Origin of the sequence: Pseudomonas sp. 3MA1 (assembly GCF_029237275.1) — a bacterium.
GTDB classification, from domain to species: domain Bacteria; phylum Pseudomonadota; class Gammaproteobacteria; order Pseudomonadales; family Pseudomonadaceae; genus Aquipseudomonas; species Aquipseudomonas fluorescens_AP.
Genome location: NZ_JAACFX010000013.1, coordinates 26,631 through 49,549, shown reverse-complemented (window position 1 = coordinate 49,549; position 22,919 = coordinate 26,631). Strand labels below are relative to the sequence as shown.

General features: G+C 65.9%; 27 protein-coding genes. 12 read left to right on the top strand and 15 right to left on the bottom strand.

Features of this window, described 5'->3' with window-relative positions:
* Positions 1–9 precede the first annotated feature (9 nt).
* From GWQ44_RS26635 to GWQ44_RS26625, 3 genes are all read right to left on the bottom strand, one after another.
* Positions 10–1,467: an amidase family protein gene (locus tag GWQ44_RS26635; RefSeq protein WP_275928658.1), complete on the bottom strand. Its 1,458-nt coding sequence runs from the start codon at positions 1,465–1,467 to the stop codon at positions 10–12.
* A 105-nt stretch (positions 1,468–1,572) separates the two neighbouring features.
* A complete protein-coding gene (locus tag GWQ44_RS26630) occupies positions 1,573–2,694 on the bottom strand; it encodes a polyamine ABC transporter substrate-binding protein (RefSeq protein WP_016967479.1) in 1,122 nt (373 codons plus the stop codon).
* A 106-nt stretch (positions 2,695–2,800) separates the two neighbouring features.
* Entirely contained in the window at positions 2,801–3,832 is a 1,032-nt protein-coding gene (locus tag GWQ44_RS26625; RefSeq protein WP_047304014.1) for an AraC family transcriptional regulator, read from the bottom strand.
* Between the two features lie 184 nt (positions 3,833–4,016).
* Here GWQ44_RS26625 and GWQ44_RS26620 point away from each other — a divergent pair, with 184 nt between their 5' ends.
* Genes GWQ44_RS26620 through dctM form a run of 3 tightly spaced genes read left to right on the top strand, consistent with a single transcriptional unit; the run spans position 4,017 to position 6,986 of the window.
* A complete protein-coding gene (locus GWQ44_RS26620; protein ID WP_275928657.1) occupies positions 4,017–5,018 on the top strand; it encodes a TRAP transporter substrate-binding protein in 1,002 nt (333 codons plus the stop codon).
* A gap of 55 nt (positions 5,019–5,073) precedes the next feature.
* Positions 5,074–5,706: a TRAP transporter small permease gene (locus GWQ44_RS26615; protein WP_275928656.1), complete on the top strand. Its 633-nt coding sequence runs from the start codon at positions 5,074–5,076 to the stop codon at positions 5,704–5,706.
* The gene (dctM, locus tag GWQ44_RS26610; RefSeq protein WP_047304019.1) at positions 5,706–6,986 is read left to right on the top strand and encodes a C4-dicarboxylate TRAP transporter large permease protein DctM; all 1,281 of its coding nucleotides are present in this window, start codon (positions 5,706–5,708) and stop codon (positions 6,984–6,986) included. The genes GWQ44_RS26615 and dctM overlap by 1 nt, the downstream gene beginning before the upstream one ends.
* A 115-nt stretch (positions 6,987–7,101) precedes the next feature.
* Here the strand turns inward: dctM and GWQ44_RS26605 are convergent, their stop codons facing one another.
* The 5 genes from GWQ44_RS26605 to GWQ44_RS26585 all read right to left on the bottom strand — a co-directional run bounded on the left by GWQ44_RS26605 (position 7,102) and on the right by GWQ44_RS26585 (position 13,151).
* Entirely contained in the window at positions 7,102–7,713 is a 612-nt protein-coding gene (locus GWQ44_RS26605; RefSeq protein WP_103741996.1) for a DNA-3-methyladenine glycosylase, read from the bottom strand.
* A gap of 117 nt (positions 7,714–7,830) precedes the next feature.
* Positions 7,831–8,733 (bottom strand): alpha/beta hydrolase, encoded by a 903-nt coding sequence (locus tag GWQ44_RS26600; RefSeq protein WP_275928655.1) that lies wholly within the window; start codon positions 8,731–8,733, stop codon positions 7,831–7,833.
* A gap of 44 nt (positions 8,734–8,777) precedes the next feature.
* A complete protein-coding gene (locus tag GWQ44_RS26595) occupies positions 8,778–11,018 on the bottom strand; it encodes a TonB-dependent siderophore receptor (protein ID WP_275928654.1) in 2,241 nt (746 codons plus the stop codon).
* A gap of 103 nt (positions 11,019–11,121) precedes the next feature.
* Complete coding sequence (locus GWQ44_RS26590) at positions 11,122–12,459, bottom strand: sensor histidine kinase (protein WP_275928653.1); 1,338 nt, start codon at positions 12,457–12,459, stop codon at positions 11,122–11,124.
* Positions 12,459–13,151, bottom strand: a complete 693-nt coding sequence (locus GWQ44_RS26585) for a response regulator transcription factor (protein ID WP_275928652.1) — start codon at positions 13,149–13,151, stop codon at positions 12,459–12,461. Before GWQ44_RS26585 ends, GWQ44_RS26590 begins: the two co-directional genes overlap by 1 nt.
* 183 nt (positions 13,152–13,334) lie before the next feature.
* Between GWQ44_RS26585 and GWQ44_RS26580 the strand changes: the two genes are divergently transcribed.
* From GWQ44_RS26580 to GWQ44_RS26565, 4 genes are all read left to right on the top strand, one after another.
* Positions 13,335–14,030 (top strand): PAS domain-containing protein, encoded by a 696-nt coding sequence (locus GWQ44_RS26580; RefSeq protein WP_047304029.1) that lies wholly within the window; start codon positions 13,335–13,337, stop codon positions 14,028–14,030.
* Between the two features lie 5 nt (positions 14,031–14,035).
* Positions 14,036–14,821: a PhzF family phenazine biosynthesis protein gene (locus GWQ44_RS26575; RefSeq protein WP_199011804.1), complete on the top strand. Its 786-nt coding sequence runs from the start codon at positions 14,036–14,038 to the stop codon at positions 14,819–14,821.
* 115 nt (positions 14,822–14,936) lie between these two features.
* A complete protein-coding gene (locus tag GWQ44_RS26570; RefSeq protein WP_275928651.1) occupies positions 14,937–15,584 on the top strand; it encodes a hypothetical protein in 648 nt (215 codons plus the stop codon).
* Positions 15,581–16,057 (top strand): surface-adhesin E family protein, encoded by a 477-nt coding sequence (locus GWQ44_RS26565; protein WP_275928650.1) that lies wholly within the window; start codon positions 15,581–15,583, stop codon positions 16,055–16,057. Before GWQ44_RS26570 ends, GWQ44_RS26565 begins: the two co-directional genes overlap by 4 nt.
* A gap of 10 nt (positions 16,058–16,067) precedes the next feature.
* Here GWQ44_RS26565 and GWQ44_RS26560 read toward each other — a convergent pair whose 3' ends face one another.
* Complete coding sequence (locus GWQ44_RS26560; RefSeq protein ID WP_253129314.1) at positions 16,068–16,496, bottom strand: N-acetyltransferase; 429 nt, start codon at positions 16,494–16,496, stop codon at positions 16,068–16,070.
* Positions 16,497–16,585: 89 nt separating this feature from the next.
* Between GWQ44_RS26560 and GWQ44_RS26555 the strand changes: the two genes are divergently transcribed.
* The 4 genes from GWQ44_RS26555 to GWQ44_RS26540 all read left to right on the top strand — a co-directional run bounded on the left by GWQ44_RS26555 (position 16,586) and on the right by GWQ44_RS26540 (position 18,592).
* Entirely contained in the window at positions 16,586–16,879 is a 294-nt protein-coding gene (locus tag GWQ44_RS26555) for a hypothetical protein (protein WP_110653538.1), read from the top strand.
* Between the two features lie 39 nt (positions 16,880–16,918).
* Positions 16,919–17,290 carry a hypothetical protein gene (locus GWQ44_RS26550; RefSeq protein ID WP_275928649.1) on the top strand — a complete coding sequence of 124 codons (372 nt, stop codon included), beginning with the start codon at positions 16,919–16,921 and terminating at the stop codon, positions 17,288–17,290.
* Positions 17,291–17,376: 86 nt separating this feature from the next.
* Positions 17,377–17,988 (top strand): hypothetical protein, encoded by a 612-nt coding sequence (locus GWQ44_RS26545; protein WP_275928648.1) that lies wholly within the window; start codon positions 17,377–17,379, stop codon positions 17,986–17,988.
* A gap of 16 nt (positions 17,989–18,004) precedes the next feature.
* Positions 18,005–18,592, top strand: a complete 588-nt coding sequence (locus tag GWQ44_RS26540) for a hypothetical protein (RefSeq protein ID WP_275928647.1) — start codon at positions 18,005–18,007, stop codon at positions 18,590–18,592.
* An 85-nt stretch (positions 18,593–18,677) separates the two neighbouring features.
* On the opposite strand, the gene GWQ44_RS26535 is transcribed toward GWQ44_RS26540, so the two are convergent.
* Together GWQ44_RS26535 and GWQ44_RS26530 are read right to left on the bottom strand one after the other, a co-directional pair.
* Positions 18,678–19,232, bottom strand: coding sequence for a UPF0149 family protein (locus GWQ44_RS26535; protein ID WP_179596503.1), 555 nt, complete (start codon positions 19,230–19,232; stop codon positions 18,678–18,680).
* A gap of 85 nt (positions 19,233–19,317) precedes the next feature.
* Positions 19,318–19,719 (bottom strand): hypothetical protein, encoded by a 402-nt coding sequence (locus tag GWQ44_RS26530; protein ID WP_103741986.1) that lies wholly within the window; start codon positions 19,717–19,719, stop codon positions 19,318–19,320.
* A 121-nt stretch (positions 19,720–19,840) separates the two neighbouring features.
* On the opposite strand from GWQ44_RS26530, the gene GWQ44_RS26525 reads away from it, so the two are divergent.
* On the top strand, positions 19,841–20,548 hold the full coding sequence (locus GWQ44_RS26525; RefSeq protein WP_275928712.1) for an RNA polymerase sigma factor: 708 nt from the start codon (positions 19,841–19,843) through the stop codon (positions 20,546–20,548).
* An 81-nt stretch (positions 20,549–20,629) separates the two neighbouring features.
* Here the strand turns inward: GWQ44_RS26525 and GWQ44_RS26520 are convergent, their stop codons facing one another.
* The 4 genes from GWQ44_RS26520 to GWQ44_RS26505 all read right to left on the bottom strand — a co-directional run bounded on the left by GWQ44_RS26520 (position 20,630) and on the right by GWQ44_RS26505 (position 22,705).
* On the bottom strand, positions 20,630–20,944 hold the full coding sequence (locus tag GWQ44_RS26520) for a type II toxin-antitoxin system RelE/ParE family toxin (RefSeq protein WP_275928646.1): 315 nt from the start codon (positions 20,942–20,944) through the stop codon (positions 20,630–20,632).
* Positions 20,944–21,222: a type II toxin-antitoxin system ParD family antitoxin gene (locus GWQ44_RS26515; RefSeq protein ID WP_275928645.1), complete on the bottom strand. Its 279-nt coding sequence runs from the start codon at positions 21,220–21,222 to the stop codon at positions 20,944–20,946. The genes GWQ44_RS26520 and GWQ44_RS26515 overlap by 1 nt, the downstream gene beginning before the upstream one ends.
* A gap of 108 nt (positions 21,223–21,330) precedes the next feature.
* Complete coding sequence (locus GWQ44_RS26510) at positions 21,331–21,951, bottom strand: LysE family translocator (RefSeq protein WP_199011790.1); 621 nt, start codon at positions 21,949–21,951, stop codon at positions 21,331–21,333.
* Between the two features lie 181 nt (positions 21,952–22,132).
* Entirely contained in the window at positions 22,133–22,705 is a 573-nt protein-coding gene (locus tag GWQ44_RS26505) for an AidA/PixA family protein (protein ID WP_016965600.1), read from the bottom strand.
* Positions 22,706–22,919: the final 214 nt, after the last annotated feature.

The window sequence follows — 22,919 nt, the reverse complement described above, 5'->3', positions numbered from 1 at the left end:
GCGGGTTGTTCAGTGCAATTCGCGCCCGGGGGCGTCCAGCAGCCCGGCGGGGTGCGCGAACACCCCGGCCGGCAGCTGTTTTTCCAGGGCCCTGGCGGCCCGCAGGACCAGCGCATCACGGCCGAAGCGGGCGACGATCTGCAGGCCTATGGGCAGGCCGGCGGCGCTCAGGCCGCAGGGCATGCTCAGCGCCGGCTGGCGGCTGAAATTGAAGGGGAAGGTGGTCGGCTGCCACATGGCGCTGAGGTGTTCCGGCCAGTCCGGCGGCATCTGGCGTTCCACGGCGAACGGCTCGACCACCGCGGTGGGGGTCAGCAGCAGGTCGTATTCCCCGAGAAAATCGTGCAGTTGCCGGGCCACCTGATGCCGTTCCTGCACCGCGCAGGCGTAGTCCAGGGCGTTGAGCTGGCGCGCCCGCACCTGGCACTGCTGGAGAAAGTCGCCCAGCAAGTGCTGGCGCTCGGCAGGGACCTCCATGGCCACGGCGCTGGCCACTTCCACCGGCCAGGCCCGCAGGTAGTTCGGCGCCGGGTTGCCGATGTCCGGCGAGGCCTGGACCAGGGTCGCGCCGGCCTGTTGCAACAGCTGGGCGGCGTTCAGGCAGGCCGCGGCGATCTGCGGGTCGACATGGGCGGCGTAGCCCAGGTCGGCGCTGAAGGCGATGCGCAGGCCGCGGACACCGTCCTCGATGGCGCCGAGAAAATCCGTCGGGCCATGGGGCCAGGCAAAGGGTTCGCCGGGTTCATGCGCGCTCATCAGCTCCATCAGCAAGGCGATGTCGCGCACGTGGCGGGCGATCGGCCCTTCGGCCGCCATGCCGCCGGGATCGATGCTCGGGCAGGCCGATACCAGCCCGTGGCTGGGCTTGAAACCTATGACCCCGCAGAAGCTCGACGGGGTACGGATCGATCCGGCGGCGTCGTTGCCGGTGGCCGCCGGGGCATAACCGGCGGCCACCCCCGCGGTGCTGCCGCCACTGCTGCCTCCGGCATGCAGGGCCAGGTTCCACGGGTTGCGGGTGACCCCGGTCAGGGGGCTGTCGGTCAGCGGCGTGCTGCCCAGCTCGGGCAGGGTGGTCTTGGCGATGAAGATCGCCCCGGCCTCGCGCAGGCGCGCCACCAGGGATGAGTCCTGCTGCAGCGCCCCACGCTCGGCCAGGGCCCGGGAGCCGTTGCGGGTGCGCCAGCCGCGAATGTCGTGGTTGTCCTTGACCAGAATCGCAATGCCGTCGAGCCGGCCCAGCGGTTGCCCGGCGGCCCAGCGCGCGGTGGACGCCTGGGCGGCCAGCAGCGCGGCCTGGTCCTGGCGTTCACACAGGGCGTTGAGCTGTGGCTCGTGGCGCTCGATTTGGGCCAAAACGGCCTGCAGCAGGTCCACCGGGGTGAACTGCAAGCGGGCAAAACCTTGCAGCAGCGCCTCGATCGACAGCTGATGCAGGGCCGCATGAGGGGACGTGGGCAACGACATATTCGACTCTTGTTTCAGGCACGCCGGGCGCGGGCTGTGCCACGGCATGGGCGGGCTGCGGGAACGCCGTGGGCGGCGTCCCGGCAAGCCTTCGCGGTGAGTGACTCAGCGGCCACTGGTGACCTTGACCCAGGTCCGGGTGCGGGTGCGCTCGGCCTTGGCCGGCAGCGGTGCCAGGGGGTACAGGCGGGTCATGGTCTCGGCGCTGGGGAACAGGTCCGGGTTGTCCAGCAGCGTCTGCTGGATGAACGGCTTGGAGTCGGTCACGCCATTGGGGTAGCCGACATAGTTGCTGATGGAGGCGATGACTTTCGGTTCCATCAGGTAGTTGAGGAAGGCGTGGGCGGTGTCCACGTGCTTGGCGCCGGCGGGAACGGCCACGGTGTCGATCCACACCAGGGTGCCTTCCTTGGGAATGCGCATTTCGATGTGCACGCCGTTCTTGGCTTCGTTGGCGCGGTTGGCCGCCTGCAGGAAGCCGCCGGAGTAGCCCACCGCCACGCAGATGTTGCCGTTGGCGATGTCGCCCATCCACTTGGCGCTGTGGAAGTAGCGCACGTAAGGACGCAGCTTGAGCAGCAGGGCCTCGGCCTTGCGGTAGTCCTCGGGGTTCTGGCTGTTGGGGTCCAGGCCCAGGTAGTGCAGGGCCAGGGGCAGCATTTCGGCCGGCGAGTCGAGGAAGGTCACGCCGCACTGGCTGAGCTTCTTCAGGTTCTCTTCCTTGAACACCAGGTCCCAGCTATTGACCGGCGCGTCGCTGCCCAGCAGTTCCTCAACCTTGTCGCGGTTGTAGCCGATCAGGTTGGTGCCCCACATGTAGGGGATCACGTAGCGGTTGCCCGGATCGCTCTGGGCCAGCAGCTTCATCACCGCCGGGTCGAGGTTCTTCCAGTTCGGCAGTTGCGCGCGGTCCAGGGGCTGGAAGGCCCCGGCGGCGATCTGCTTGCTGACGAAACCGCTGGATGGCACCACCACGTCATAGCCGCTGTTGCCGGTCAGCAGCTTGGCTTCCAGCACTTCGTTGCTTTCGAAGATGTCGTACTTGACCTTGATCCCGCTCTGGGCCTGGAAATCCTTGATGGTGTTGGGAGCGATGTACTCCGACCAGTTGAAGATGTTCACCGTGCGTTCGGGGGCGGCGTGGGCGCTGAAGCTGGCGCTCAGGGCCAGGGCGCTCAGGGAGCAGCCCAGGGCCAGGCGGGTGAGGGCGGTATGCAGCGATTTCATGCGACAACTCCTTGTCTGAAATGAGCGGGGCCTTCCGGGGCAGTCATTCTTGGCCGGATAGGTCCCTGAGAGAATGTTGGCAACGGTCAATAGGGGATATTTAGCGTCAATCTTCCGCGCAGTCCGCGAGCGGGCCGAGCTGGCCGGACAACTGCCGGAAACGCCCGGGCGCAACGCCGCTCCAGCGCTGGAAGGCGTGGCGGAAACTGGCCGTCTCCTTGAAGCCCAGGGCTTCGGCGATGCGGTAGATGGGCAGGCTGTGCTGGCCCAGCAACTGTCGCGCCCGGGCATAGCGCAGCTCGTCCAGCAGTTGCTGGTAGCTGGTGTCCTGGGCCCGCAGGCGTCGGCGCAGGGTGCTCGGCGAGCAGTGCACCTGGCGCGCCAGGCTGTCGAAGTCGGGCACCGCGTGCAGTTGTTCATTGAGGATGCGCCGTACCTGATCGATCCAGGTCGGCCGCGCGCTGAGTTCCTCGTTGAGGCGGATGCAGCGTTGCAGCATGTCGTTCTGGGTCACCAGGTCGGCCAGGGGCAGGCGCCGGTCCAGCCATTCCGGATCGAAGCCGATGGCATTGCGCCCGGCATTGAAGTGTACCGGGCAGTTGAAGGCCTGCTCGTAGCTGTCCAGGTAGGGTTGCGGCGGGTGCTTGAGGTGCACCGCGCGCAGCGGCAGCGTGCAGCCCAGCAGGTCCTGGCAAGTGACCCGGTAGGACGACATGCAGAAGTCGGTGTTGAACACCTCAAGCTCGCTTTCGCTGTACTGGTCGGCGGTGAGCCAGGCCAGGCCGTCGCGCAGTTCCAGGTCGAGGTGGAAGAAGGTGCCCAGCAGCAACGGGTAGCGCAGCGCCAGGGACCAGCCTTCGCGCAGGGTGGCGCTGGTCAGCAGGGTCAGGCCGAACATGCCGTAGGCGCTGATGTGCAGGTTGCGCCCGAGCACCAGCCCCAGGTCCTGGCGAAACTGCACGGCATTGCTGAACACGCGCATTTCCTGGCTGATGTTGATCAGGCTGTTGGGCAGCTCCAGGTCCGCCAGCTGGATGCCGCTGCCCTCCAGCAGCACTTCGGCGGGTACATCGCTGTCACGAAAGGCATCCAGCACCGCTTGAGTGGTATGCAGGGTAGTCAGGCGAAGAGCGGCCATCGGCGATCTCAAGGTGATATCGGGAGGCGTGACTTTAGGGGTTACGCGCCCGCGGTTCAATTGCCCCCTGCAAGGGCACATGGCGTTCGCCAGAGGCGAACGCGGGTATCAAAAATTCGAAATTCTCTATACGCCGCGCCTTGGGCACTCTTCCTGCCATCACAACAATAAAAGGGTGACGTCCATGTTCAAGCTCTCTCGAGCGCTGTTCTGCGCTGCTGCATTGTTCACTGCCGGGCTGGCCCAGGCCGCCGACGCCACGAATAACCCGATTGTCATTAAGTTCGCCCATGTGGTGGCCGAGAACACCCCCAAGGGCCAGGGCGCGCTGCTGTTCAAGAAACTCGCCGAGGAGCGCCTGCCGGGGCGGGTCAAGGTCGAGGTCTACCCCAACTCGTCGCTGTTCGGCGATGGCAAGGAAATGGAGGCGCTGCTGCTGGGGGACGTGCAGATGCTGGCGCCGTCCCTGGCCAAGTTCGAGCAGTACACCAAGCAGATCCAGATCTATGACCTGCCGTTCCTGTTCGACGACCTGGCCGCGGTGGACCGCTTCCAGGCCGCCGAGGGCAAACAGCTGCTGACCGCGATGCAGGGCAAGGGCATCCTCGGCCTGGCCTACTGGCACAACGGCCTGAAGCAGTTGTCGGCCAACAAGCCCCTGCACGAACCCAAGGATGCCCGTGGCCTGAAGTTCCGCGTGCAGGCCTCCAGCGTGCTCGAAGAGCAGTTCAAGGCGCTACGCGCCAACCCGCGCAAGATGAGTTTCGCCGAGGTCTACCAGGGCCTGCAGACCGGCACCGTCAACGGCACCGAGAACACCTGGTCGAACTATGAAAGCCAGAAGGTCAACGAGGTGCAGAAGTACTTCACCGAGTCCAACCACGGCCTGATCGACTACATGGTGATCACCAACGCAAGCTTCTGGAACGGCCTGCCGGCGGACGTGCGCGGCGAGCTGGAAACCATCATGGGCGAGGTCTCGCTGGAGGTGAACAAGCAGGCCGAGGCCCTGAACCAGAGCGCCAGGCAGAAGATCGTCGAGGCCAAGACCAGCGAAATCATCCAACTGACCCCCGAGCAGCGCCAGGCCTGGCGCGACAGCATGCGCCCGGTGTGGAGCCAGTTCGAGGCGCAGGTCGGCGCCGACCTGATCAAGGCTGCCGACGCCGCCAACCAGCGTCACTGATGGCCCTCTGGCCGTCCCGCTGCGGACGGCCCCGCCCGTTTTGCGAGGTATCTCTATGCAGTCCCTGAGACGTATCTGGGAGCACCTGGAGGAGGGCCTGATTGCCCTGCTGCTGGCGACCATGACCCTGGTGACCTTTGTCTACGTGATGCTCAACAACATCTACACGCTGTTCTTTGCCCTGGCCGACCGCTGGGCCGCCAGCAGTGCTTTCTTCAATGCGCTGGGCGATGCCTGCATGGGCCTGGCCCAGGACATGACCTGGAGCGTGGCCCTGACCAAGGCGCTGTTCGGCTGGCTGATCTTCTTCGGCATGTCCTATGGCGTGCGCACCGCCGGGCACCTGGGGGTGGACGCCCTGGTGCGCCTGACCCCGCGCCCGGTGCAGCGCTACCTGGCGCTGCTGGCCTGTCCGTGCTGCCTGCTGTATGCCGGGCTGTTCATGGTGGCCAGCTTCAAGTGGCTGAGCGCGATCATGGCCGCCCATATCGGCGCCGAAGACCTCGACCGTTTCGGCATCCGGGTCAGCCACATCGTGGTGATCGTGCCCATCGGCTTCGCCCTGGTGCTGCTGCGTTACCTGGAGATCTTCTACCGCCTGTTCACCCGCCGGCAGGTCGGCCTGGGCCTGGCCGACGAGGCGGGCGAGGCCAGCAAACTGGCGGGCAACCATGAGGAGCGTGACTGATGGCCGTGCTCTGTCTGTTTGCCTTGTTGTTGGTCTTCATGTTCCTCGGCGTACCCATTGCCATTGCCCTGGGACTGTCGGGGGCGCTGTCGATCCTGATGTTCAGCCAGGACTCCCTCAGTTCCCTGGCGATCAAGCTGTTCGAGACCTCCGACGCCTACACCTTCCTGGCGATTCCGTTCTTCCTCTTGTCCGGGGCCTTCATGACCACCGGCGGCGTGGCCCAGCGCCTGATCGACTTCGCCAACGCCTGCGTCGGCCACATCCGTGGCGGCCTGGCGATTGCCGCGGTGCTGGCCTGCATGCTGTTCGCGGCGCTGTCCGGTTCCTCGCCGGCGACGGTGGCGGCGGTGGGCTCGATTGCCGTGGCGGGCATGGTGCGCTCCGGCTATCCCAAGGAATTCGGCGCCGGGATCATCTGCAACGCCGGGACCCTGGGCATCCTGATTCCGCCGTCGATCGTCATGGTGGTGTACTCGGCCGCCACCGAGACTTCGGTGGGCAAGCTGTTCATGGCCGGGGTGATTCCCGGGCTGCTGCTGGGCCTGCTGCTGATGGTGGCGATCTACATCGTGGCCCGGGTGAAGAAGCTGCCCGCGCAACCCCGGGCGACCTTTGGCCAGTGGCTGAGTGCTGCGCGCCGGGCGTTCTGGGGCCTGCTGTTGCTGGTGATCATCCTTGGCGGCATCTACAGCGGCCTGTTCACCCCCACTGAAGCGGCGGCGGTAGCGGCGGTGTACTCGGCCTTCGTCGCCCTGTTCGTGTACCGCGACATGAAGCTGCGCGACTGCCCCAAGGTGCTGCTGGAGTCGGGGCGGCTGTCGATCATGCTGATGTTCATCATCGCCAACGCCATGCTCTTCGCCCATGTGCTGACCACCGAACAGATCCCCCAGGAAATCACCGCCTGGGTGATTTCCGAAGGCCTGACGCCGATCGGTTTCCTGCTGATGGTCAACGTGGTGCTGCTGGTGGCGGGCAGCTTCATGGAGCCCTCGGCGATCGTGCTGATCCTGGCGCCGATCTTCTTCCCGATTGCCATGAAGCTGGGGATCGACCCGATTCACCTGGGCATCGTCATGGTGGTCAACATGGAGATCGGCCTGGTGCATCCGCCGGTGGGCCTGAACCTGTTCGTGACCTCGGCGGTGACCGGCCTGACCCTGGGCCAGACCATCCGCGCGGCGATGCCGTGGCTGATGATCCTGCTGCTGTTCCTGATCCTGGTGACTTACGTGCCGCTGATCTCCCTGGCCTTGCCCAACTGGCTGGGCATGTAAGGTCCCCCTTCGCTGGCAAGCCAGCTCCTACGGACGAGGCCGCGTGCACCTGTAGGAGCCGGCTTGCCGGCGAACCGCGCAGCGGCCCGCCCGCACCGGGTCAAGTGCGCGGTGTTCAGGCCGTCGGTACTCGCCACAGGTACCAGGCGGCGGTGGTGCGCCAGGGGCTCCAGGCCTGGCCGATCTGGCGCAGCTGGCGGGGGCTGGGCGGTTGTTCCAGGCCCTTGAGGCGGCGGTAGCCTTCGCGCACGCCAAAGTCGTCCACCGGCAAGATGTCCTCGCGCTCAAGGCTGTAGATCAACAGCATCTCCACGGTCCAGCGGCCAATGCCGGGCAGTTGGGTCAGGCGCTCTATCAGCTGTTCGTCGTCCAGGCCGCGGGCGCTGGCGGCATCGGGGACGCGGCCGTCCAGGGTGGCCTGGGCGATACCCTGCAGGGTCGCCACCTTGCGTGCGGAAAAGCCGCAGCCGCGCAGGCTCTCCAGGCTGGCAGCGGCCAGTTGCCGGGGCGTGGGGAAGGCCTGCCCGGGAAACAACGCGCGCAGGCGGCCGAGTATCGCGTCGCCGGCGCGGGCATGCAGTTGCTGGTAGGCCACCGCGCGCACCAGCGCCTGATAAGGCTCGCGCTCCGGGCGGGGCTGGTGCAGGCAGGGGCCGACGGTGGCGATCAGCGCGGCCCAGTCGGCATCCAGTGCGGCAAGAAAGCGAGTGGCGGGGCAGGTGGGCATTGGCGATCCGGAACACGTGGCGGGGCGAGCGGCAGATTAGCCCGCCGCCCCAAGGCTTGCACTCCGTGTCTTGCGCTGGAACTCGGCGCCCGGGCCTTGCACCCGGGCGCGGGGCTTTCAGTCCTTGGCCGCCGGCAGGTAGAGCCGCTGCAGCACATAGTGCAAGGAGGCCGCCAGGGTCTGGCCATGGCTGAGCTTTTCGAAGCTGTGGTAGTCCAGGGCCAGCCCCGGCACCTGGGCCAGTTGCGCCTGCAACTGGCGGGCGCGCTGGTCGGCCTCGGGCCCTGCTGGCTGGCGCGGGTTGCCCGGCTCGGCGCCGCCGCGCATCAGCAGCAATTGCGCACGATGGCCCCGCAGGCGCTCGGTCAGGCCCTGGGCCTGGGGCAGGATCAGGCCGTCGCTCCACCACAGCGAAGGGCTCGCGGCGGCGTAGTGACGAAAGGCCTGGGGCTGACTGAACAGCGCCTGCAGCACCAGCAGGCCGCCATAGGAGTGGCCCCACAGGGTCTGTTGCGCGCTATCGATCGGTGCCTGGGCCGCCACGGCCGGGCGCATGCGCTCGCGCAGCAGTTGCAGGAAGGCTTGCGCGCCGCCGCTGGGTTGCCCGGTCAGCGGGTCTTGCTGCTGCGCCTGGCCCGGTTGCTGCGGGGTGTAGTCATAGGTGCGGGCATTGCGCTCGATACGCAGCGGGGTCTGGTAACCCACCGCCACCAGCAGCGGCGCCTGGCCCTGGTCCAGGCGCTTGAGCTGCTCGGGGTCCAGCGCGCCGAGGGCGGCGTTGCCATCGAGCATCCACAGCACCGGGTAGCCCTGTGGCGGCGGCGCCTGCAACGGCTTGCCGATCCACAGTTGGTAGTGGCGCTGGCCGTCGGCGGAATCCAGTTGCAGGCTGGTGAAGCGGTAGGGCAGGTCCTGGCGTTGCAGCAGGCTGCGGTCCATGGGCTGGTCCGGGGCGGGGGCGGCCAGGGCCGTTCCCGCAAGGCCCCAGGCCAGGGCCAGGGGCAGAAAAAAGCGTCTCATCAGGCGTTCTCGGCAGGGTCTTGGTGATGGCTCTGGGTGATGGCTCAAAACGAAGCGGTCAGGCTGGTGTACAGGGTGCGCCCGGGTTCGTTGTAGGTGGCGGCGCCGGCCCCGGCAATGTTGTTCACGCCCTGGGCATTGCCTTCACGGAACAGGCGTTTGTCGAACAGGTTGTCGACCCCGGCGGTCAGGCTCAGGTGGCGGGTCAGGGCGTAGGTGCCGCTGATCCCGGCAATCGCGTAAGGCGCCAGTTGCTGGGTGGCGCTGCCGGTGACGCGGTCGCCGTGGTAGTCGTACTTCTTCGGCGTCTGTTGGCCGTACCAGGCCACGCTCGCTTGCAGCGACAGGTCCTGGGTGGCCTGCCAGTCGAGCATCGAGTTGAGGGTGTAGCGCGGGGTCACCGAGAGGTAGTCGCCGGTTTGCTTGTTCTTCGATTGCAGCATGTAGGTGAAGTTGTTGTTCCAGGTCAGCTGGCTGGCCAAGGGGATGGTCAGGGTGCCTTCCAGGCCTTCCACCAGGGCCTTGGGCACGTTTTCCCACTGGTAGATCGCCGCGTTGCGGTAAGCGCCGCTGCCGCCGCTGGCCCGGCTCACCGGCGCCAGGCCGGATTCGACCTTGTTCTTGTAGTCGTTGCGGAAGTAGGTCAGGCCGGCCACCCAGCCGTCGGCCTTGTATTCCAGGCCCAGTTCCTTGTTGACGCTGGTTTCTGCCTTGAGCTTGTCGTTGCCTTGCAGGTAGCAGCTGGTGCTCTGGCCGTAGCAGCCCTGGCCGCGACTGTAGAGCAGGTAGTCGGCGTTGAGCTGGTACAGGTTCGGCGCCTTGTAGGCCCGGGCGATGCCGGCCTTGAGGGTCAGGGTGTCGCTCAGGGCGTGGGACAGGTTGAGCGATGGGCTCCAGTTGTCGCCGACGATGCTGTGGTGGTCGAACCGCAGGCCCGGGGTGAGCATGGTGCCCGGCTGCAGTTCGATGTTGTCCTCGGCGAACAGCGAGAAGATCTGCGCGCTGGACTTTGTGCTGCGGTTGCTTGAGCTCAGGCCGCTGACGGCGCCGCCTTCGCTGGTGCTCTGGGTGTTGGCGCTGGGGTCGTCGAGTTTTTGCTGCGACCATTCGCTGCCCAGGGTCAGGGTCTGCTCGAAACCGGCATGCAGCGGCAGGTTGACTTCGCCATGGGCGGTCAGGTCGCGCAGCACCGCGGTGTAGAACTCGCTGTTGCTGAAGATGCCTTCGGTGCCGCCGGCCAGGCCTTCGTTGATCCGCGTATTGCGGGTCTTTTCGTATTGCAGGTAGGCCATGGAACTGCCGAAGTCCCATTCGCCACGATGGGTCACCGCATAGGTCTGGCGGTAGCTGCGGTTGGTCTCGTGGCCCAGCAGGTTTTTCACCGTGCTGTTGCTGTTGGTGTTCTGGGTATCGCCGGTGTAGAGGTTGCCCTGGCGGCTGAAGCCGGCTTCGAAGTCCAGGCTCTGGTCCGGGGTCAGGTTCCAGCTCAACAGGCCATTGAGGTCCTTGTTGCGTACCCCTTCGCGGCCGGCGGGCAGGGTGCCGACCTGGTTGCCGGTGCGCAGGGATTCATGGCCGGCGTTGATGTCGGCGTCGTCGGCATCGGTCTTGGCCACATTGCCGTAGACCCGGTAGCTCAAGCTGTCGGTCAGCGGGCCGCTGAGGCCGAAGCTGGCGCGCTGGGTGGCGCCTTCGTCCTTGTGGCTCGGGAACGAGCTGTAGAGCGTGGCATTGCCGTGGGTCTGGCTGCCGGCCTGCTTGGTGATGATGTTGATCACCCCACCCGCGGCGCCGTTGCCGTAGCGGGCCGCCGCCGGGCCGCGGATCACTTCGATGCGTTCGACCTGATCGGCCGGCACCCAGTTAGTGTCGCCGCGGCTGTCACGCTCGCCGCGCCAGCCGTAGCGCACCGAGTTGCGGCTGCCCACCGGCTTGCCGTCCACCAGGATCAGGGTGTTTTCCGGGCCCATGCCGCGGATGTCGATCTGCCGGTTGTTGCCGCGCTGGCCACTGGTGGAGTTACCGGTGAGGTTGACCCCGGGCATGGTGCGGATGATCTGCGACAGGTCGTTGGCCGGCGGGCGCTTCTGGATGTCCTCGGCGGTGATCACCGAAACCCCGGGGGCCTGCTTGGTTTCTTCCTTGGCGGTGGCGATGACGTTCTGCGGTTCCAGCTCCAGGACCGGCGGGGTCGAGCCTGCATTGGCGGCCTGCACCGCGTGGCTGAGCAGGCAGCAGCCGGACAGCAGGAAGGGGGCGAAAGGACGCAGCGAGCGCATGGACATCGGTGATCTCCGGACAGAGGCAGAAACAGAAGATCACGAATGATAATGACTGCTATTTGCGAGTAAAGCGCATTAACTTTCTAAACACTTCCAGGCCGAGGGCCTAGGCGGCGGGCAGCAGCAGGTGCAGGCACAGCCCGGGTTTGCCATTGCTGGCCCAGATCCGCCCCTGGTGCAGTTCCACGGCGCGTCGGGCAATGGCCAGGCCCAGGCCGAAACCTTCGCCCTGGGCCGAGTCCAGGCGCTGGTAGGGCTGGAAGATCCGTTGCAGGTCCTGCTCGGCCACGCCCGGGCCCTGGTCTTCCAGGCACAGGTGCCAACAGGCGCCTTCGCGCCAGCCGCGCAGGCTCACCCGGCCGTTCTCCGGGGAATGGCGGATGGCATTGCGCAGCAGGTTCTCCAGGGCCTGGGCGATGCTGTCCAGATGCACCTGGACCCGGCAATCGGCATCCAGCAGGCAGGGCAGGCGTTCGGCCGGCCAGCCGCTTTCGAAGCAGGCGTCCTCGCGCAGGGCTTCCCAGATCGACAGCACCTGCACCGCTTCGGTGGGCAGTTGCGGGCGCTCGGTGTCGAGCCAGGCCAGGTCCAGGGTGTCCTCCAGCAGGCGCTGCATGTCGGCGATTTCCCGGTCCAGGCGCTGGCGCAACTGTTCTGGCGGCAAAGGGCTGTCGTGGGCGATGCGCAACCGCGCCAGGGGCGTGCGCAGCTCATGGGACAAGGTGCGCAGCAACAGGCGCTGCTGGGCCAGGCTCTGGCGCAGGCGCTCGGCCATGTGCTCGAAGGCCAGGGCCAGCTCCCCTAGCTCGTCGTGGCGGTTCACCAGGGGCGTGCCCAGGCCTTGGCTGTCCAGGTCGTCGGCGCGCAAGGCATCGGCGCGGTCGCGCAGGCGGTTCAACGGCAGCACCAGGTGGCGATAGAGCAGCAGGCCGAGCAGGGCGGCCAGCAGGGTCGGCACCACGCCATGGCTGAAGAGGTGGGTCCAGGGCGTCAGGCCACCGGGCAGCAGGCGCTCGGGCAGTTGCAGCACCAGCCGGCCGTGTTCCGGGTGCTCGGGGAATTCGATGCTGACGTAGGGCAATTCGTCCTGCAGGCGCCGGCTCATGGGCCAGTCGAGCTTGCGCATGAAGGTCAGATGGCTGGCGTCGTCGGCGCTCAGCGGGGTGCTGCCCAGGCGTTGCAGGCGCTCGCCAAGCACCGCGACCCACGTGTGCTCCTCGGCCGCCAGGCGTTTTTCAAAGGCATCCACCGCCGCCGCGCCGCCCTGTTGCCAGGCAGCCTCGGCCTGCTGGGCATAGCGGGCCAGGTACTGGCGGTCGGCGGGGTCGAGAAAATAGGTGCTGCGCTCGGCCGACAGGCCCCAGGTCCAGATGATCCAGGTCAGCAGCAGGCAGAAGCCGATCTGCAGCCCGGCCAGTTTCCACAGCAGGGGATGACGGCGCATCAGTGACGTTGCGCCTCCACCAGGATGTAGCCGGCGCCGCGCACCGCCTGGATCTGCAGATGCTGCACCCCAAGGTCGGCGAGCTTGCGCCGCAGGTTGCACACGTGCACATCCAGGCCACGATCCAGGCGCGTATAGATGCGGTGCAGTACGTGCTGATAGAGAAAGGGTTTGCTCAGGGTTTCTCCGGGGTGTTCGCGCAGGGTCGCCAGCAGCCGGTATTCGGAACCGGTGAGGCCGGCGGCACGGCCCTGGAGCAGCACGTCCTGGGCCTGCTCGTCGAAGCTCAGCAGTCGGTCCTGGCGCATGGCCGGCGGTGGTTGCACCCGGGCCATGCGTCGCAGCAGGGCGTCGGCGCGGGCGTCCAGCTCGGCCAGGCTGAAGGGCTTGGGCAGGTAGTCGTCGGCGCCCCGGGTAAAGCCGGTGATCCGGTCCTGCTCGGCGCCGAGGGCCGACATCAGCATCACCGGCGTGCCCTGTTCCTGGCGCAGGGTTTCCAGCAGGGCCAGGCCGTCCAGGCCCGGCAGCATGATGTCCAGCAGCACCAGGTCGAAGTGCCCGGCACGCACCGCGGCCAGTCCCTGGCGGCCGTCGGTGCAGCTGGTGACGGTAAAGCCGCGCTGGCGGAAATGCAGGTCCAGGTCGTCGCGCAGTCGGGCGTCGTCTTCCACGAGGAGCAGGTTGGGGGTCATGGGGGAGAGCACTTGAGTGAAGGTGTTTAATGAGAATGCTTTGCGTTTGCGGATATTGCAGCAATGGCCCTGGTGATGCAATTGCCACGACCGGTGGGCGCGATTGCGGCGCCAATCAACTAAAAGTTGAATATTCAACACTGTGTTGATATTTTTCCTGGCCAATTTTCTTGGTGACTGCCCATGAACCCGCCTTGCGATGCCTTGCTTGCCGAGCGCCAACTGGTGCTGCAGGTACTCTCCAGCACCTTGCAGATGCTTGCCGGTGTGGTCGGCCAGCATGTGGAAATCGTCCTGCATGACCTGGACCGCCCGGAGTCATCGATCGTCGCCATCGCCAACGGCCATGTCACCGGGCGCCAGGTGGGCGACCCGGTGCTCGGCGGGCCGCGCCAGGACCTGGGATTCGCCGCCGTGCTGCGGGCCCTGCAGGACCGCTCCGCCAGTACCCCGCTGGTGCTGGAGAACTACCCGACCCAGGCCCCCGACGGCCGCGAGCTGCGCAGTTCCACGGTGATCTTTCGCGACCGCAGCGGGCAGCCTTTCGCCAGCCTGTGCAGCAACAGCGACCTGAGCGGCATCGCCGCCGCCCACGCTTGCCTCGGGCAATTGCTGGGCCTGGGCAGCGCGCCCGCGCCACGCCGCGATGAAAGCCGCGACATGGAACAGTTGCTGGCGCAGATCATCCAGGGCGCCTGCCCGGCCAGCGCGACGCGCATGAGCAAGCAGCACAAGCTCGATGCCGTGCGCCAGATGCAGGAACGCGGGGTGTTCATCGTCAAGGGCGGGATCGAAAAGGCCGCCGCGGCCCTGGGGGTGACCCGCTACACCATCTACAACTACCTGGAACAGATCCGCGCCCAAGGCGCCGAGGAATGACCGCGATGCAGCTCGATATCTATCAAGTGGATGCCTTTACCTCTCACGTCTTCGGTGGCAACCCGGCGGCGGTGTGCCCGCTGGAGGCCTGGTTGCCCGATGAGCTCCTGCAACGCATCGCCCTGGAGAACAACCTGTCGGAAACCGCCTACTTCGTGCCCCGGGGCGAGGTCTTCGAACTGCGCTGGTTCACCCCCACGGTGGAAGTCGACCTGTGCGGGCACGCCACCCTGGCGGCGGCCTGGGTGCTGTTCGAGCAGTTGGGCGAGCGCCGCGACGTGCTGCGCTTTGCCACCCGCAGCGGCGAGTTGCGGGTCAGCCGCGAGGGCGGCCTGCTGTCCATGGATTTTCCCGCCAAGCAACCCGAGGCCGTGGCGATTGCTCCGGCCCTGCTGCAAGCCCTGGGCTTGCCGGCGGCCGAGGCCCTGTACCGCACCGACGATTACTTGCTGGTGGTGGACGACGAATCCCTGGTGGAAGCGCTCAAGCCCGATTTCGCCGCCCTGGCCGCCTTTGATGTGCGCGGCATCGCGGTGACGGCGCCGTCCCGGGAGTTCGATTTCGTCTCGCGCTGGTTTGGCCCGCGGGTCGGGGTCAATGAAGACCCGGTCACCGGTTCCGCCCATACCTCGCTGGCGCCTTACTGGGCCGCGCGCCTGGGCAAGCGCCAGCTGCGGGCGCAACAGGGCGGGGCGCGCAAGGGCCAGTTGCAGTGTCAGGTGCTGGACAACGGGCGGGTGATCATCAGCGGCCACGGCGCCCTGTACCTCAAGGGCTGCATTTTTCTCTGAAGCGGCTGCGGCGCCGCACTGCCATGCAGGCCTGGCGCCTTCAGGCGGATTTGTCTCGGCAGTGCCGGCGCAGGTAGAGTCGCGGTTTTTTCGCCTGCTCAGGATGTTCCAGACCATGCACCGGACGCGCACCTTGCCCCGCCTTTCCACCTCACCGCTGCTGGCCGTGTTCTTTGGCCTGTGGGCCGGCACTGCCCAGGCGGCCAGCCTCAGCGAGAGCCTGCTGGACTGCCAGCCGGGTTTCTTCAAGGCCCTGTATCAGCAGCGCGGCGAACTCGGGCAGGTGGTGAAGCTGGCCGAGAATCAGCGCCAGGGCATCGCCTGGGTGCCGGTGGCCGACCGCCTGAACAACTACTCCGCATCCCAGGCATTTTCCCGCCCGCTGAACGATGGCGGCCTGCGCCTGACCGGCTATTACGACCGCCAGTTCGACCTGGGCGAGCAGGGCAGCTTCCATTTCTGGGGCTTCGAAGTCGACGCCAGCCGCGCCGCAGTGATGGCCGCGCTGCCCCAGGCCGGCTGGCAGGAGGCCGGTGAATACTTCATTTCCCGGCCGCAGATCAAACTCAACGCCGCGGCGCCCTGGCAGGACAATCCGGCCGCTGTGTCGGGCATCGCCCCGGCGCCGGGTTCCGCGGAAAAGATCCTCATGCTCAGCGAAGAAGACGGCAAAACCCGTCTGCTCTGCTCGCTGCAGGGCACTGTCGATCAGGCATTGTTCGACCAGGAGCGGCCGGACCTGGCCCAGGGAGCGGGCCGATGAACAAGCTGTTGAGCCTGGGCGCGGCAGTCGTGCTCGCCGGTTGCGCGCATTCGGGCAGCCAGAGTGAGGCCCCGGCGCCGCAGCGTCCGGAGGGCCTGTTCAAGGTGCTGGAAAGCCCGGAGCTGGCCACCTACTTTGCCGCCAACTCGCTGGCCCTCTATCAGAACAACCCGCACCTGCGGCAGTTCTATCTGGTCAACAACTACGCCAAGCCCACCGAGCTGGGCGGTGGCAAGCCGCCGATCCGCAGCTCGCGGGCGACCCGGGTGATCAACTGCGAGAAGGATGAGTCGGCGCAGTTCGGCCGGGTGTACTTCTCCGAGCCGTTCGCCCAGGGCGTGGAAGTCACGCGCAAGGACGATCAGGCGCAATGGGCCGCGTTTCCCCGCCAGTCATTGCTCGGCGAGTTACGCAACATGGCCTGTGCCATCGACCCGACGCGGCTCAAGCTGGCCCCGGCCAAGGCGCCGTGAGCCAGGTCCTTCAGCCTGGCCAGGCCATGATCAGCTCGGCTTCTCCGGTATTGGGGTCAATGCCGTTGCCGATCACCTGGAATCCCTGCTGGCGGTAAAAGCCGATGCTCGGCAGGTTGGCGGCATACACCGCCAGTTCAAGGCGTGAGCGGCGCTGGCGAGCATCGGCCAGCAGTTGCTTGCCCAAGCCCAGGCCCTGGTGCTGGACAGCGACGAAAATCGCCGCCAGCTGATCCTCATGCAGGCAGTAGAAGCCCAGGAGCTGGCCGTCGCGTTCGGCCACCCGGGTCTGGGCATGGGGAATGTAGAGGTTGCGCATGTCCTCGACCTTGGAGCGCCAGAAGTCGGGGTCGATAAAGTGGTGGGCCTGGATCGAGGCGTCCAGCCAGAGCGCCAGCAACGCTTGCAGATCGCTGCTTTGAAAGTCCCTGATCAGCATGTTTGGGGGCCTGTCTGTTTGAAATGTGCGCCGCACGCTACCCAGGTGGCGGCGGTCTGTCCAATGGTTGAGAGTCAAGGAAGTATTCGATGCTGGAAAGCAACCGCACCATCACCCTTTCGGGGGAGCAGGCCCTGCAAGCCCTGGCGGAGCTGGAGTTCGTGTTGATCTCGCTGCACAAGATGGGCGCCTACTACAGGGATAAACCCGTGGCCGACTACCAGCGCGCCACCACCGATTTCATCGATAACCAGCAGGTCACCCAGCGCCTGGCCCAGGTGCGCAGGATTCTCAGCGAGCCCTTCGACCGCACCCTGGGGGAGGACGACATGGACGACATCGAGCGTCATGTGCAGGGGCTCGAACTGTGGCGCCCCGAGTAACCGCGCGATCATTACCTGTCGTTTTTCAAGGAACCTGCCATGTCCCGTATCAGCCTCGCCACGGCGACCCCCAGCACCAGCCTGGCGCTGGTCAAATTTCTCCATCAGCGCCTGGGCCTGTCCCTGAGCGTTGCCCAGGGTTATCTGCGCCGTGGCGCCGAGGGCTTTTTCTACAGCGCCAAGCTGTTTCACAACGACCATGTAGAGCGCGAGCAGGAACTGCGGGACATCCTCGCTTTCTGCAACAACGCCCAGGTGCCGCTGCTGATTGTCGAAAGCGCCCCCGATGAGGAGTGGAACGGGGTGGCGCCCGGAGCGCTGGAGGACTGCACGATGCCCCAGGAGCACTTGTTCAACATGCTCCAGGCCTATGAAGAGGATTATCAATGCGGCCACGGAGCGGATCTCTAGCGCCCGGCTGGATGCGAGGTTTTCCTAAAGTTCTGGGCGCTGGGGTCGAGACGTAGGTGCTGTTCGTCTTTCAATAAGGATATTTCGTGTTCAAAACCCTCCTCGGGGCCGCCGCCCTTGTCGCCACCCTGGCGCTGACCGGCTGTGTCTCCTACAACGTTACCGGCCCGCTGGGCGCGCCGTTGCATCCCGCGCCCATCAGCAGCCCGCGCACCGCGCAAATCGCCGATGTACAGGTCAGCGCTCCCGGTATCGATGAAACCACCCGCACCGCCATCAGCCGTTCGCTCACCGCCCAACTGACCCCCTACGTCAAGAGTGCCGGCTACTTCCGCCAGCTCAGCGAATTCCCCACCCGCCTGGGCGAGGACGACGTGGTGCTGAAATTCAACATGACCTCGCTCAAGGGCCACCGCGCGCCGCATCCGGGCTACCTGCCCGGGGCCTTGCTGACCCTGACCGTGTGGATCTGGATCAACGGTCCGATCTACGTCGATAGCTTCGACCTGGCCGGCGAGCTGTCGATCGTCGACCGCAACGGCCAGGAACTGGCCAGTGCCAAGGAGCAGCTCAAGTTCGAGCGCAACGTCGGCCTGTACGGTCGTGAGTACTGGGCCCCGACCCAGGGCGCCAAGCAGCTGAACGAACTGGTTGCCAAGCTGCTGGACAACGCCAGCGCCCGCTTGGCGCAACACTGAGATCAAGGAGAGACACATGTTGGCTTCCATCAAGCACCTCCTGGTGCTCGGCGCAGTGCTGCTCAGCGGCTGCGTGTCCTACTCGCAACACGAACTGAGCGCTGTCGGCACCTGGCCGCCGGCGGCACAGACCTCCGAGCAAAAGCCCAGCGCGTTTGTTCGCACCACCGCCATGTACCAGGTCAACGGCGGCCCGGCCAATGCCGCCGCCGGCGCGCCGGCGGCCGCCTGGGAAACCGTGGTGGCCGACACCTACCGCCAGTCCGGGCGCTTTGCCCGGGTCAGCACCGACAAGGTCGAGTCGGACCTGTACGCCGAAGCCACCCTGTACAACAACGAACAGTTCAGCATGGCCTCGGCCATCATCACCGGCGTCACCTTCTTTGTGATTCCGTCCACGGCGAAGAACACCTTCACCCTGGAGACGGTGTTCAAGGACAAGGACGGCAAGGAGCTGGGACGGATTCGCAAGAGCGAATCGGTGCGCACCTGGATGCAACTGCTGCTGATCGTCGCCGTTCCTTTCCAGGCGGACACCCGCGACGTGGTTCAGCAACTGGCCCGCAGCACCCTGGATGAAGCGGTGCAGCGCAAACTGCTGTAAGCCTCGCGCCGCCGGCAGGACGCAGACAAAAACGCCGCGGGCCCTGATCGGAGCCCGCGGCGTTTTTTTTCGGATGCGGTTTATTTCAGCGCTGCGCCGCCCAGTAGGCATGCAGCGCGCGGGCGGCCGGTTCGATGGCCGCCACTTGCTGGCGATGCTGCTCCAGGTCCAGGTCGGCCGGCAGTTCGAAGTTGTCCTGTTCGGCGCAGTCGATGATCAACTGCAGCGCCCGGACCTGCGGCGCCGGCATCTCCGGCCAGTTGCCCACGGCCACCCCGCGCAGGTAGCCGAAGCACCATTCTTCGGCCAGCAGCAGGTCCTGGCCCTGGTGCTCGGTCTGTTCGAAGCGCGCCTTGAACGCTTGCGGGGCCTGGGCCAATTGCGCGGCCAGGGTGTTGATGTGGCGCACGCACAGGTCGATGAACTGCCGGCATTGCTCCGGGGTTTCCCAGGCCGGGTTTTCGCCGCCCCAGATGCCCGGGAACCATTCGGCGATATCGACTTGAGCAGGGCCCGACACCAGCGCGGTGAAGTAGCCGTCCAGCTCGCAGGGATTGAGCACCGAGTGGTCGTCGCCGTACTGGAGCAGGGTGTCTTCGATCAGCTCGAAGTCGGCGGCGTTCAGTGGGGTGTTTTGCATGAGGGGAGTCCTGGAAAAAGCAGCGGCAAGTTTCCAGCTTTGAGCCACAAGCCGCAAGCCTGCTGCTTGTAGCTGAAACTTGCCGTCAGGTATCGCGCAGCAAGTCCTGGGCATCGAGCAGGCGGTAGGCGATTTCCGGGCGGTTCTCCATGGCCCGGCGAATGGCGGCCGGAATCGATTGCCGGGTCTTGCGGCACAGCCCGGGCAACTCGCCCAGGGTGATGGCGATGCCGCGCATGCTGCGCACTTCATTGTCGCTGGGGGTGATCTGCACCCGAATGCCGAGTTTCTCCAGCATCTGGCGCTGCATGTGTTCCAGGTCGGCCAGGTCCTTGAGGTTTTCCAGGCGTTGGAGCAGGCGTTTTTCCTCCTGGCGCGTGAGCAGGAGGATGCGCAGGTCGGCTCCCGGGGTGTCCAGCAACTGCTCGCGCTCGCAGATGCAGGCGCCGGGCGGACAGGGTTGGCGAAGGGCGGGGCTGGGGTTCATGGGCAACCATCATAGCGAGCCGGACGCGGCGCGCAGAGAAAAATGTGCACGAGTGCGCATCCGTTTCCTAGGCTTGTTCGTAGGATTGTTGCCTCGGCGGTAAAGGGGCGAGCTGATGAGCATGGAGATCCTCGACATGGAATCTTTGCAGCACCTGCCGCTGACCGCCGTCAGCGACGACTTGCAGTTATTGCCGCGCCTGCTGGCCGGCGAGCAGCGGGCCTTTCGCGAACTGGTCAGGCAGCATCAGGGCGCCATGCGCTCGGTCGCCCTGGCGATTGTCGGGCAGCGCCACGTCGATGACGTGGTGCAGGACGCCTGGCTGGCGATAGTGCGCAACCTTGGCGGTTTCCAGTGCCGCTCCAGCCTCAAGACCTGGATGCTGACCATCACCGCCAACGCGGCCAAGGGCTGCTACGTGCAGAACCGTCGCGAGGCGGGGCGCTTCGTGCGGCCGGCCCAGGCGGGCGACCAGCGCTTTGCCGAGGAGGGTGACTGGGCACCGCCGCTGGAGTGGCACGAAGACAGCCCGGAAGCCTTGCTGTGCGCCGAGCAACTGCGTGGCTGCCTGGAGCAGACGCTGAGCAGCCTGCCGCTGTTGCAACGCCGGGTCTTGTTGTCCCGTGAGCGCCAGGGCCACGCGCTTGAGGCCATCGGCGGGCGGTTGGGCATTTCGCGCAGTCATGTTCGCGTGCTGTTGCATCGCGCCCGCTTGCAGGTATTTGCCGCCCTGGAGCGCCATCAGGCGGGCGCCTTCGATCCTGTCGCGGTAGGGCATCGGCGGCGGGGTTCGACCGCCATCAAGGCGCCGACGTCCCGGCTGTTTTGAGGGGCGGGCGCGCTCATCCGTCTGCGGGAGCCGCCTTGGTTGGCCGCCCCCCGCAGAGCCTTTGCGCTTGGCGTTATCTCTTTAGTCGTCCCAATCAGCCAGAAGAGTGGTCTCGAAATCCTGGCCAGCGTAAAAAATGCCCAGGATGACAACCTTCCGGGTATCGACGGCAAAGGCGATCACAACCCGCTTGCGATAGTGGGTGGTGCGCAGGCCAGGGCGTATATCGTCCCGCTGGTTTCCCCGTTGAGGAAAGGTCTGTAACCCTTGGCAATGGCTCACGATGGCGTCGGTATAGCGCTGGGCAATGCCTGGCGAGGCTGCCGTGGCTATGTAGCGATAGAGCGTGGTTAGCTGCTCCAAAGCTTCTGGTGCAAATTCGACGGTGTGCGTCATTACGGTTTATTGCAGGCGTTCTGATGCTCTGCTGTGAGCCGAGCACGGACCTGATCGGCACTGAGTGTGCGTGAAGCGTCCGCTTTCAAGGCGTCGTAGGCTGTTGCCACCTGGCCGGAGAGCCAACTTTCCAAGGCTCGATCACGGGCCATCAGCGCCCGCAGGCCATCGCGTATGACTTCGCTTTCGCTGGCGTATTCACCGCTAGCGACTTTGGCCTTTACCGCGTCGGCCATCAGGTTTGGCAGCGTGATGCTCAATTGTTGGGTGCTTCGCATGAGGAGCTTCTCCAGCTGAATAGGATTTAATCCTACCCTCGCGCCGAGCAAAATGCCTAGAACCCCTCATGCATGGGCTGTACCTGTCCGACTGAAGGTTGTACGCCTTTAGCTGCGACGCGCCATCAGCAGCACCGACGCCGCCCCCGACAACAGCAGCGCGCAACCGCGATTGAACAGGCGCTTGCCGCGCGGTTCGGCGAACCAGCGGCGCATGTGCAGGCCCATGTAGGCGTAGGCGCAGATGGCGATCCACTCCAGGCCCAGAAACAGCGCGCCCAGCATCAGGAACTGCGGGCCCATCGGCTGCGCCGGATCGACGAATTGCGGCAGGAAGGCAGTGAAGATCAGGATCGCCTTGGGGTTGCCCGCCGCCACCAGGAACTCCTGGCGGGCCAGTGCCCAGAGGCCGGCGCGGGCCCTGTCCTCGCTGGCTTCAGTGCCGGGGTTGGCACGCCACAGTTGCCAGGCCAGGTACAGCAGATACCCCGCGCCGAGGATCTTGATCGCCTGGAACAACAGCTCCGAGGTCTGCAGGACCACCGCCAGGCCGGCGGCGGCCAGGGCGATCATGGCGGCGAACGCCAGCAGCCGGCCGGCACCCGCCAGGCAGGAGCGGCGATAGCCGTAGCGGGTGGCGTTGCTCACCGACAGCAGGTTGTTCGGGCCGGGGGCCATGTTCAGGGCAAAGCAGGCGGGGATGAACAGGCTCAGGGTGGCAAGTTCCATAAGCTCTCCGATCGGGCATGGGGGTGGTGCCCGCTGCATCGGCAGTCGCGGGATTGACCGGAACGCTGCGGGACGGGAGGGACAAAATAGTGGCAGTGCCGGGGGCAGGGCAAGAGGGGCCGCGCATCCTCTCCCTGCCCGGGCAGGGAGAGGGCGCCTTGGCCGGAGCCGAGGCCTGAACTTAGCGGATCGAGAAGTACGGGTCCCAGGAGCAGTAGCCCAGCACCTTGTTGTCACGGTCGACAATCATGAAGGACCAGGTGTAGGTGACCCGGGTGCAGACGCGGGTGGCGTCGGCCTGCCAGTAGAAGGTCTTGACGTTCTGCGGGATCGGCTGACCGGCGGGATTGTCCCGGTTGATGATGGGCAGCGGCGTGCTCGGCAGCACCGTCGGCACCACGTTGGTCAGGTAGGGGTTGGGGTCCTCGCTTAGTGGCGGGTGGGTCTGGGTGTACTGGTAGAGGATCACCGAGTAGTACAGGCCCTTGGACAGGCTGGTGGCGCGCCAGCGCAACTGGTCGCCCTGACGCAGGTTGACCGCCAGCTCGGATCCGCCGTCGGCGCCATCGGCATTGCTGCGCCGCACCACCATGTAGACCACCAGGTCCGAGAGTCGGTTGTTGCCGTCGTAGATGTTGTAAAGCTGGGAAGGGGTGGAAGCGTCCTGGCTGAGTTTGAAGAGTCCCTGTTCGGCACTTTCAAGGATGGTGTCCACATCGATGGTGATGAGGATGTCCACTATGTTGTCGTTCATGTCCAGCTCCCTGCTGTCGCGTTAGAGGCCCGCAATGCCCAGGCAGGCCTGCGTTGGATTTCCATGGCGCGGCTACTGGGCATTGACGCTCGGGGCCTGGACGAACCGGCGTCGGGCGCGGTGCATTTGCCTGCAGTCGCGAGTGGAATCTAGATCCTCGATACGCTTAGTCAAATGGCCCCTGGCAAAAAAATACGCCGCAAGACGAGCGGTT